This window comes from Actinoplanes sp. NPDC049802, assembly GCF_040656595.1.
Classification (GTDB): Bacteria; Actinomycetota; Actinomycetes; order Mycobacteriales; family Micromonosporaceae; genus Actinoplanes.
Genome location: NZ_JBFAMR010000194.1, coordinates 1 through 1,172 on the forward strand (window position 1 = coordinate 1; position 1,172 = coordinate 1,172).

Genomic DNA, 1,172 nt, shown 5'->3' on the forward strand with positions numbered 1-1,172 from the left:
TCACGGCGCCGAGCCGGCCGAACCGGCGGGCCGGCGGTGTCGCGGGACGGTGGTGCGCGCCGGTCGCGGTGTCCCAGAGGACGATGCCGCCGTCCAGCGGGTCGCCGGCCGGTCGGCCGGTCAGGCGACCGCGATGATCTCCAACTCGATGAGCCAGTCGCTCTCCAGCGTCTGTACGACGATCGCCGTGGTCGGAATGGCACGCCCACCGAGTGCCGCCACCCGGGCCGCCGCGTTCTCCTCGGCGTAGGCCGCGTCCCGCAGATAGCTGGTCAGGCGAACGATGTTGTCCACCGTCATCCCCGCCGACGCGAGGATGGCGCGAATGTTGTTCCACACGAGCTCGAGTTGCTCGGTGAGGCCGGCGCCGGGCTTGCCGCCCGGGTCGAGCCCCATCGTGCCGGCGACGAAGAGCATCCGCTGAGCCCCACGAACCTCCATGGCGTGCACATAGTCACCGGTAGCCGGGTAGACGCCATCACCCGGATTGCGCGCGATCATCTCCATTCAGCCGACGCTAAACCGTGTGCACCACAATGGACACCGAGTTCGGTCCCCTGAGCTGTCCACCTGCTTGCGGCCGGGCCGCCGAACCCGGTCGCACACTCCCGCCCCCGCCGTTCGCAGCCGGGCCGGCAAGCCGGTAGACCTGTCCGGCCGGCTCTCAGCGCTCTTTCCAAGCGTCGCGAGACAGCGCTGACATCCCTGCTGGCCTATCAGTAAAGGCTCGCTACCAGCGCATGTTCGGTCCGGGCCTGCTTCGCCATGCCTCACGACGCGGGTGCCGGGTAGCGGACCTGGATCAGGGATTCGATGATTGGCGACCGGTGACGGCGGTCGCCGGTCGCCGGTCGCCGGTCCAAGACTGGTGAAGGCCCGTCCGTTGCGGCGGTAGCGCATGTAGACGGCATAGCGTGAACGGTGCGCTCGTCGCTGAGCAAGAGCGGCGAAACGACCCGGCCGGCCGCGATGACTCCCGGCGACCGCCGCTGACGTGAACTTCACCGTGCGGCACCGGCCGGCTGCCATACGCAACCACCGCCACGTTCACCGGCTGGCAGCGGACGCAGGAACGAGTCCCCGTCCGGGGAGACGGGACACGGATCTCGGCTATCTGTGTTCCGCAGACGTGACACCCGCAACGGGTGTCGTCACACCCACTACGGGTGTCA

The 1,172-nt window shown here is 69.0% G+C and carries 1 protein-coding gene; it reads right to left on the minus strand.

The annotated features are described in order from the left end of the window. Positions 1-120: 120 nt before the first annotated feature. On the minus strand, positions 121-507 hold the full coding sequence (locus AB0I88_RS41345; protein WP_361037789.1) for a RidA family protein: 387 nt from the start codon (positions 505-507) through the stop codon (positions 121-123). Between the last annotated feature and the right edge of the window lie 665 nt (positions 508-1,172).

What these genes read in the sequence shown, in the direction of transcription:
- AB0I88_RS41345 (WP_361037789.1), bottom strand. Translation starts at nt 507, where the DNA reads ATGGAGATGATCGCGCGCAATCCGGGTGATGGCGTCTACCCGGCTACC.